The 5975-nt window shown below is 36.2% G+C and carries 5 protein-coding genes; 4 read left to right on the top strand and 1 reads right to left on the bottom strand.

The window, feature by feature from the left end; all coding sequences use genetic code 11:
- The 4 genes from A5844_RS13665 to A5844_RS13650 form a co-directional block, all read left to right on the top strand.
- Positions 1-667, top strand: a 667-nt coding sequence (locus tag A5844_RS13665; protein ID WP_086285710.1) for a magnesium transporter CorA family protein, incomplete at its 5' end; no start/stop codon positions are given.
- 253 nt (positions 668-920) lie between these two features.
- Positions 921-1670 (top strand): MurR/RpiR family transcriptional regulator, encoded by a 750-nt coding sequence (locus A5844_RS13660; protein WP_086285709.1) that lies wholly within the window; start codon positions 921-923, stop codon positions 1668-1670.
- A 168-nt stretch (positions 1671-1838) separates the two neighbouring features.
- Positions 1839-3164, top strand: a complete 1326-nt coding sequence (locus A5844_RS13655) for a PTS sugar transporter subunit IIC (protein ID WP_086285708.1) — start codon at positions 1839-1841, stop codon at positions 3162-3164.
- A gap of 16 nt (positions 3165-3180) precedes the next feature.
- Positions 3181-4620 carry a 6-phospho-beta-glucosidase gene (locus tag A5844_RS13650; RefSeq protein ID WP_086285707.1) on the top strand — a complete coding sequence of 480 codons (1440 nt, stop codon included), beginning with the start codon at positions 3181-3183 and terminating at the stop codon, positions 4618-4620.
- 302 nt (positions 4621-4922) lie between these two features.
- Here A5844_RS13650 and A5844_RS13645 read toward each other — a convergent pair whose 3' ends face one another.
- Complete coding sequence (locus A5844_RS13645; protein WP_086285706.1) at positions 4923-5948, bottom strand: FUSC family protein; 1026 nt, start codon at positions 5946-5948, stop codon at positions 4923-4925.
- Between the last annotated feature and the right edge of the window lie 27 nt (positions 5949-5975).

The raw sequence follows: 5975 nt of genomic DNA, 5'->3' as shown, positions 1-5975 counted from the left end.
TATTACATTTATCATTAAAAATACAACCCTCATCACGATCACTAAAGAACAAAATCAATACATTTTTTTTGAAATGAAAAATTATTTAGACAAAAACTTAGATAGCACTATTTATGAGTTCCTATTCAACTGTCTTTTTATTATTACTGATAATTATTTCCCTTACATTGAAGAAATGAATGATGATCGAAAAATTGTGAGTAATAAACTAAAAGAGAAAACAAGTAAAAAGAATTTATTACTATTATCCGATTTGGAAACAGGTATTGTATTCTTTATGTCTGCCTCAAAACAAAATGTAGTATTACTTGAACAAATCAGAACACATGCTTTTCGTAAAAAATTAACAGAATTCGAGAGAGAAGAGTTAGAGGACGCATTGATTGAGGCGCAACAAGTAGTAGAAATGATACAAATTACTTCAGAAATACTTCATCAATTATCTGGAACATACAATAATATCTTGAATAATAACTTAAATGATACCATGCGAATCTTAACTGTTTTATCAGTTTTATTAACCATTCCTACGATTATTACAGGTTTTTTTGGGATGAACATGCCTCTACCTCTGGAAAATAACGCCTCAGGTTGGATCATCACAATCGCCATTAGTACATTCTTATGGTTTGGTTTGTCACTCGTTTTACGGAAAATAATGAAATGAAGTCATTTCATGCTTAGCTAAGTCCAAATAGTCATAGAAATGGCAATGAACGAACAGATTATTTTTTTATTTTTGGTTCGCTAAATAAATGATCAGAGAATCATTCGGTCTTTGACTTAAATTCCTACTTATAAATCAATGCTCAACTTCTATACAAATTAAACAGTACCTAAAAATCAGTTAACCCTCCAACTCTCCCAAAACACTTCTGGTTCATGCTATACTTTAAAAAAAGGGGAATTGAGGCGAGCAGATGGCTATCTTTGAAAATCTCAACTTAAATAAATTATCATCCGTCGAGCAAGAAATTTATCGATTTATCGTCAATAATCTTGATAAAATTCCATATATGCGTGTGCGTGATATCGCTACTGATGCGCATGTTTCTTCTACATCAGTCTTTCGTTTCATCCAAAAAGTCGGCTTTGATTCATTTCCAGAATTTCGATTTTATCTTAAAAACCAGTTGGAGAAAGTCCATACCGCCTCAGAGGAAAACCAGTTAAAGCTAGAAGAACGGATCAGTCACTTGAATATGACGATTTTTCATCCAGATGTGGAGTATCAAATCAAAAAAATGGCCGAAACTTTACGTCAAGCTGATTTTATTTTATTTATGGGGCTGGGCGCATCAGGAGCCATTGCCCAATATGTTGCCCGAAAACTGGCAAATATCGGTTACTTCTGTCTTAGTTTAGATGAGCTCACCTATCCGATCCATAGTTTTTTACGTAAGGATCAAAAAAACGTCTTAGTTTTTTTAAGTGTATCCGGGGAAACCAAAGAATTAATCGAAGTCATCTCTGGTTTAGAGCATACCAAAAATATCCAGAAATATTGCATCACACCTAATAAAGAAAGTACTTTGGCACACCTTTGTGACTATTCGATCGAGTATTCGATCAAAGAAGAACGTAAAGATTTTTTCCTTGATTTAACGAGTCAGCTTCCATCTATGGCTATTTTAGAAACATTGATTGGTTATCTAAAAGAGGAACAGTAGGTGGGTTATCTAGGAACCAGCAGTCCCTTTTGTAGATTGGAACACCTTGTTCCTTCAAGGAAATAATTTTCTTTCTTCCAGAATTTCGTCCAAAAAAAGAATGCGCTTACTTTTGATTGACATCTTTCGCTATAATAAATACATCATATAAAGAAAGGTGTTATTTTTATGCAAAAATTCAATGATTTGTTAGATCGAAGCTTAGTACCTATCGCTACTAGGTTAAACAATCAACGACATATCGCAGCTGTTCGAGATGCATTTATGCTGATTTTCCCACTGACGATCTCTTCTTCTTTAGTTATTCTCGTCAATAACATTTTATTTTCAAAAGATAGTTTTATCGTGCAGTTATTTCAATTGTCTCGAATATTTCCAAATTTAGAAAATGCGCAACAAGTGCTTGCTTCTGTAGCAAATGGTACCATCAATATCATGAGTTTATTTATTGCTTTTTTAGTGGCTCAGCTTCTTGCAAAACACTTTAAAGCAGATGCTACATTAGTTGGCCTAACAAGTATTGCTTGTTTCATGATCTTATACCCTACTTCTTTTTCTGTCGATAATATGAATGTGATTTCCACCCAATATCTCGGAGCACAAGGATTATTCGTGGCAATGATCGTTGCCTGTTTGGTAGGTGAATTTTTACCAAAATTATTTAAAGTCAAAAAACTACAGATCAAAATGCCAGAACTCGTCCCACCAGCAGTTTCTCGATCCTTTTCTGGGATGATTCCCATCATTATCGTTGTCGCAGTAGCAGCTCTTCTTAATTTCTTAGTGTTGCTAATCGCTCCTGAAGGAATCAATGAATTGATTTACGCTGGAATCCAAACACCTCTACGTAATTTAGGCGGAAACGTAGTCGGCGTCTTACTTTTAGCCTTTATCCAAACCCTTTTGTTTTCGATTGGTATCCATGGCCCAAATACACTGAATGCCGTTCGTTCAGCGATTTTCACGGAACAAGATTTAGCCAATCTAGATTTTATTAACCAAGGAGGCTCTTTATGGGATGTTCCTTACAAGGAAACATGGGGCATTTTAAACGATATGTTTGCCAATATGGGTGGTACTGGAATGACTTTAGGCTTAATCATTGCCATTTTTATCGCATCTAAAAGACCAGAACAACGAGAAATTGCCAAACTGTCATTTGTACCGGGGATTTTTCAAATCAATGAACCCATGATCTTTGGTTTACCGATCGTATTGAATCCAATTATGATTATTCCTTTTGTCCTGACACCGTTAGTTAATATTTTAGTCGGTTATTTTGTGACAGTTGTGTGGCCGATCATGCCCACTCCTGCTATCGGACTACCATGGACAACACCTGGAATCATCAATTTATTTTTAGGTACAGGTGGAAACATCATGGGGATTGCCATTGGGATACTCTGTTTAGCTATCTCTATCTTGATTTATCTACCTTTTGTGATTGCCTCAAATCGTGCCCAACAAACAGAATCACTTGATACTAACAAATGAATAGGGAGGAATATTAATGAATAGAGAATTGCCAAAAGATTTTTTATGGGGAGGCGCTATTGCTGCTCATCAAGCAGAAGGAGCTTGGAATGTGGATGGTCGTGGACCAAGTATAGCGGATGTAATGACCGCTGGCGGCAATGGTATCCCACGAAAAATAACTAAAGGAGTCCTAGAAGACGAATATTATCCTAACCATGAAGCAATTGATTTTTATCATCGTTACAAAGAAGATCTCCGATTATTCAAAGAATTAGGATTAAAATGTTTGCGTACTTCGATTTCTTGGAGTCGGATCTTCCCTACCGGTCAAGAAGAAACACCCAATGAACAAGGTCTAAAGTTTTATGATGACTTGTTTGATGAATGTTTAAAAAATGGGATCGAACCAGTCGTGACTCTCTCTCATTTCGAAATTCCTTATGCAATTTATGAAGATTTCGGTGGATTTGCTAATAAAGCCGTAATCTCCCTCTTCGTCAAATTTGCGAAGTGTGTCTTTGAACGATATAAAAACAAAGTAACTTATTGGATGACTTTCAACGAAATCAATAATCAAGCCGACGGACAAGAACCTGTTCATGTCTGGACAAACTCTGCGATGATCATTGAAGAAGATCAAAACAAAGAAGCAATGGTGTTTCAAGCTGGTGTCAATGAATTGATTGCAAGTGCACAAGCGGTCATTGAAGGAAAAAAAATCAACCCCGCTTTCCAAATTGGCTGTATGATGGCATATGTGCCGATTTATCCATATTCGTGTGCGCCTGAAGATATGATCGCTTCACTGAAAGCAAATGAACGACGTTTCTTCTATAGTGATGTCCATGCACGTGGAAAAATCCCTACGTATGCGACCAGATACTGGGAGCAAAAAGGAATCCAAATTGAGCTTAGTGAAGAAGAGTTACAAGTCTTACGACAAGGAACGGTTGATTACATTGGCTTTAGCTACTATATGTCAGGTACAATTACCACGCTTCCTGAAGTTGAGGGGGTGGAAACAGAGGATATCCCTTCAGCAAAACTTACTAAAAATCCTTATATCTCTGTTTCAGATTGGGGCTGGCCTATTGATTCAGTGGGCTTACGTTATGTCTTGAATACTGTGTATCAGCGCTATGACCTGCCACTTTTCATAGTTGAAAACGGCTTTGGTGCTTATGATCAATTGACTGAAAATAATGAGGTTCATGATGAGTATCGTATCACCTATCTAAGAAAACACATCGAACAGATGAAAAAAGCGGTCATTGATGATGGCGTAGATTTATTAGGGTACACTCCTTGGGGAATCATTGATATTGTCAGTTTTGGCACTGGAGAGATGGAAAAACGATATGGCATGATTTATGTAGATAAAGACAATGCCGGAAATGGAACCTTGCAGCGCCTGAAAAAAGATTCTTTTTACTGGTATCAAAAAGTAATTGAAACAAATGGTCAGCAGCTTTAAAATACGATTTTCAAACAAAAAATGGGATCAGGCTTTTTACTCTGACCCCATTTTTCTTCATTTTCAATGTAGTATCATATCCTTGTAGACTGGATGACAATAGCTGACCCTCGGCAATAAGCCAAGAAACCGAAATATAAGAGAAGCTTACTTTACTTTCCTATTGTCTAAAATTTCCTTTCCTTGGAAACGGCATTCCAGCAGCTAACCCTCGGCAATAAGCCAGAAAATCGAAAAATATGAAAAGCTATTTTCCGATTTTCTGGCTTATTGCTCAGGTCATAACGCTGCTGTCATGCCTCTTATTCATATTTCCCTTTGACCACTTCTAAATAATGTTGCAATCCCACATTCATGATCCAAGCAACGCCTAACCCAATGAAGCTTCCTAATACGATACCCAAAAAGCGGTATTCAATCAAAGAAATTAAATAAGCATTTCTGACTAGAGTCGATAACATCAGTGCCATTGGATTTAAAAAAATATTTGCAACTGCATAATTTCTGGCAACAAGAAACTGAGAGATTCCGTAAAGAAATGTAATCAAAAAAATCGTTTCAAGTTGAGTAAACGGAATAACAGATAAAAAGGCAGAGACACACAAACCTAACATCGACCCAATCAAATATTGAACTTGGCGATGTTTCATCGCATCTAAATTCTCTGCAAGTAAGATGGATGCACAGGAAAGAGTTAACCAGTAAGGATTCTTTAAATTCAATCCATGGCTTACATATACAGAGAGAAACAATGCAGCGCTATAAAAGATAGAATCAATAATGACAAGTGGTTCTTGATAAAAACGCTCTCTCAAAGAGATTTGAATCACCTGTTGTTCTGGTCGCTTGTCAACATGCTTTGTAATCATTGCTGCAATGAGAGAAAAGATAACTCCCATAAAAAAGTAAGCCGATATCACTGGTAGATGAGATACCGGTATCGACATACTCGTTCCCATTGCAGCCAACATCGCAAAAAACAATCCACCAGGTTTAGAAATATGAAACAACCGTAAAAAAAAACGACTCAAGAAGGCTACTACAGCAACTGCGAAAGGTTCTAACCATATGATATATGTCGATAAGAGTCCCAATGTAAAAGCGAGTAACAGCCCGCATCCGATCAGAAACATCCGCTTCAGTAACTGCTTCATTGGTATATTTTGGTAATAAAAAAAAGTGAAAATACCAAGAGAAGAAAAACTAGATATCAAAAAATTATGATTGATATAGCCTATCCATAGTACAAGAAAAATCAAAACCATCAAGTTCATGATTCGAAAAGGATTATCTTGTATTTTATTATATGTAAAATAAGATTTGACCAAAAAAATCCTCCTTATTTAATTTATAAA

It is taken from the genome of Candidatus Enterococcus wittei (assembly GCF_002140175.1).
In the GTDB taxonomy this organism is placed as follows: domain Bacteria; phylum Bacillota; class Bacilli; order Lactobacillales; family Enterococcaceae; genus Enterococcus_B; species Enterococcus_B wittei.
Note: the sequence above shows the minus strand (reverse complement) of the source record. Positions and strands in the feature narration are given on the sequence as shown.

Excerpts from the sequence above, each read along its gene's own strand:
- A5844_RS13660 (WP_086285709.1), top strand. The coding sequence starts at position 921 with ATGGCTATCTTTGAAAATCTCAACTTAAATAAATTATCATCCGTCGAG.
- A5844_RS13655 (WP_086285708.1), top strand. The coding sequence starts at position 1,839 with ATGCAAAAATTCAATGATTTGTTAGATCGAAGCTTAGTACCTATCGCT.
- A5844_RS13650 (WP_086285707.1), top strand. The coding sequence starts at position 3,181 with ATGAATAGAGAATTGCCAAAAGATTTTTTATGGGGAGGCGCTATTGCT.